The organism is Ruminococcus sp. (assembly GCF_016283395.1).
Genome location: NZ_JAEEMU010000013.1, coordinates 1 through 3,156, shown reverse-complemented (window position 1 = coordinate 3,156; position 3,156 = coordinate 1). Strand labels below are relative to the sequence as shown.

Annotated in this window: 3 protein-coding genes; 1 reads left to right on the top strand and 2 read right to left on the bottom strand. The window is 44.6% G+C overall.

Features of this window, described 5'->3' with window-relative positions:
* Nucleotides 1-673 (top strand): hemolysin family protein (locus QZZ41_RS00295; RefSeq protein WP_295066589.1); only part of this gene is annotated, 673 nt, incomplete at its 5' end.
* 168 nt (nucleotides 674-841) lie between these two features.
* Here QZZ41_RS00295 and QZZ41_RS00290 read toward each other — a convergent pair.
* Together QZZ41_RS00290 and QZZ41_RS00285 are read right to left on the bottom strand one after the other, a co-directional pair.
* Nucleotides 842-2,968 (bottom strand): ATP-binding protein, encoded by a 2,127-nt coding sequence (locus QZZ41_RS00290; protein WP_295066587.1) that lies wholly within the window; start codon nucleotides 2,966-2,968, stop codon nucleotides 842-844.
* 17 nt (nucleotides 2,969-2,985) lie between these two features.
* A complete protein-coding gene (locus tag QZZ41_RS00285) occupies nucleotides 2,986-3,150 on the bottom strand; it encodes a helix-turn-helix domain-containing protein (protein ID WP_295066591.1) in 165 nt (54 codons plus the stop codon).
* Between the last annotated feature and the right edge of the window lie 6 nt (nucleotides 3,151-3,156).

Here is a 3,156-nt window from a genome sequence, read left to right as displayed (position 1 = left end):
ACAGGTATGCACTCACAGAACAGACGTTGATGTGCTCTGGAGCAATGACGATATATCGGTATGGGAAGAAACGATACACCGCACCCGTCACTCATCTTTCCCTATATGCGGTGAAAGTGTGGACAATGTTATCGGAGTCCTCAACGCAAAGGACTATTTCAGACTTGACAACAAGACACGCGAAAACATAATGAAGGAAGCTGTCCGCGAACCATGCTTCGTTCACGAAAGCATGAAGGCTGACCGCCTTTTCGATCAGATGAAACAGCGCGGTGCAGACCACTTTGCAATAGTTGTAGACGAATACGGCGGAATGAGCGGTATAATAACTATTACCGACCTCGTTGAGGAGCTTGTAGGCGATTTCGCAGACGATCCCGAGGACGAGCCTGCTGTAAGACTTGAAGAGACAGAGGAAAATGTATGGACAGTTCCGGGTATGACCTCACTCAGCGACGTATGCGATGAGCTTGAAGTTACTCTCCCTGCGGATAAATACGAGACTTTCGGCGGATATGTCATAGCTGAACTGGGAGAGATACCTAAGGACGGTTCTCAGCTCTCATTCAAAAGTGACGGGCTCGAAATCGAAGTTCTTGAAGTTAAGCATCACCGTATTGAAGTCTGTCGTGTCAAAAAGCTTCCTCTCGTTGAGGAAAAGGAAGAAGAATAATAGTGATCAGTTATCAGTGATTAGTGCATAGTTAAGGGGCTGCCAAGGCAGCCCCTTGTTTTTATGCAAAAATCAACATATATGTATACGGTGTCATCGGCGTTCCGTATTATTTCAATGTTATACACGGCAAAAAGCCCGTAAGCTTAAAGCTTACGGGCTTTACAATTACATTGTTATTACGAAGCAGACGCTCTTGCCTGGCTGGTTCATTATATGCACCTTAAACTTATGCTTGTCTATGATAGACTTCGCAATGGCAAGTCCAAGACCATAACCGCCTGTTGCACGGTTTCTGGACTGGTCGCTTCTGTAAAATCTCTCGAAAATCTTGTCTGTTTCTTCTTCCTTGATACCTTCACCTGTGTTGTATACCGAGAACAGCTTTCTGTCGCCTGTTTTCTTCAGCGTTACCCTTACAGTACCGCCTTCGTTTGAGTATTTCAGTGCGTTATCAATGAAGATAGCAGCCATCTGCTTTATATGCTTCTCACTTCCGCAGAGCATTACATCATCGTCAATGTTCACTTCAAACTTCTTGTTGTTCTCAAATGCCTGACACTCGAAAGGAAGTGCAGTATTGACGATAGCCTTGCTGAGATTGAAGTATTTGCGTTCAAGGTCTGTATTGTTGTTTTCGAGCCTTGTAAGGTTGAGCAGGTCATTTACAAGTATGCTCATACGGTCGGTCTGCGCCTTGATGTATTTGAGCCACTTATTATCACCTATCTCACCTTCAAGTACATCTGCATTTGCAGAAATAACTGTAAGAGGAGTTTTAAGCTCGTGGCTTGCATCTGATACGAACTGCTTCTGCTTATCGAAAGCTGTCTTGATAGGCTGGATACTTCTCTTGCTGAAGAAGTATGCAAGAACAGAAAGTATAACAAGTGCTATAGAACCTATGATAATAGTTGTTCTCTTGAGCTGTCTGAGCATATCCATTTCATAGCTCTTGTCTGTGAATACCATAAGAGTTCCGTTAGGCTTTGAAGTCTGATAGAACTGATACGAATTCACCATACCTGTATCAATATTCTCTTCAAGTATCCTTGTGATGTAATTCTGTGCTGTTTCAGCATTCATATCATCATTATTCTTAGCATCAAGATATTTTCCGTTCTTATCTGCCATGATAACAAAGAACTCGATAGAACCCAGCGACTTCGGGATAGGCTCTTCCTTAGGAGCATTTACAGCAGTATTCTGACGAGACTGATAATTCTGCTGAACACTTGTAGCATCAGATGATGCTGCGGAAAGATCCGTTCTGTTTGCAAGAGGCTTTATGTATGCCGACATATCATCACTGTAGCTGTATGCAGTTTTGTCGGCAATTATTTTCTCATCGGCATCAGTTGTTTTTTCTTCTGAAACGTTATCATAACGGGGATCCATTTCACCGTGATCGTTTATCGTATCATAACGGGGATCATTTTCGCCGTGGTCGTTACGGGTCACAGGATACTCGCTTGAGTAAGCCTTAGTCTGCTCCCATACCCACGGATAATAGCCCCACATCCATGTGTACCATGGATAAGTGCCCTGTGCATTTGGATCGCCCCACTGACCGTTCCACTGTCCGTTATTGTTCTGGTCGCCCCATTGTCCGTTCCACTGTCCGTTATTTGGATCGCCCCACTGACCGTTCCATTGTCCGTTATTTGGATCGCCCCACTGACCGTTCCACTGTCCGTTATTCTGATCTCCGTTGTTCCAGTTGCTCCAGTCCCAGCCGCCCTGGTCCCACGAAGGAGTTGCTCCAGATGAAGCATCAGCAGACGGAGCCTGTGTTTCTGGTGCCTGGGTTGCAGGTGCCTGAGTTTCGGGAGGTACAGTCTCAGCAGGCTGCTCATCATGCGGCTCATCATAAGACTCCTGATTTTCCTCGATAGCCTGTGTATCTTCCTGAACAGGATCTGTAGGAGCGTCTGTCACCTTTTCCTTTGCCTTTTCGGTAGATGTCGAAGCTTCGGTAGCGGACGGCTTTTCCGTAGTAGTCGGATCAGTCGGCTTGGTCTCTGAAGGCTTTTTCTCCTTCTCGTACCTTCTGTCATCTCTGTTTTCGTTATTCATCGGCACGGCGTACTTGAACCTTGCCTCTTTTTCATCATACTCTATTCCCGAAGCTATCTGCATCAGGACTTCCTTTGACTGTCCGCGCATTACAGCTTTTGTAATAACATTGATCGAGCTTATAAGTGCCACAAAGACCGCAAGAAGAATACTAACGATCATTGTAAAAAGCTTCATCTGCGCTTTTTTGAACATCTTATCATGTGCCTTTTTGAACATAACAGCATTCCTCCTCTTTATTCAAGTGAATAACCGATGCCTCTGGCAGTTTTTATCTGTACAGGAGCAGATATGACTGAAAGCTTCTTTCTGAGGAAAGATATGTATACCTCTATATTATTGTACTCCACATCTCTCTCGTAGCCCCATATCTTTTCAATGATACGCTCCTGTTGAAGTATCTGGTG

Coding starts and splice junctions, on each gene's coding strand:
- QZZ41_RS00290 (WP_295066587.1), bottom strand. CDS start 2,968: ATGTTCAAAAAGGCACATGATAAGATGTTCAAAAAAGCGCAGATGAAG.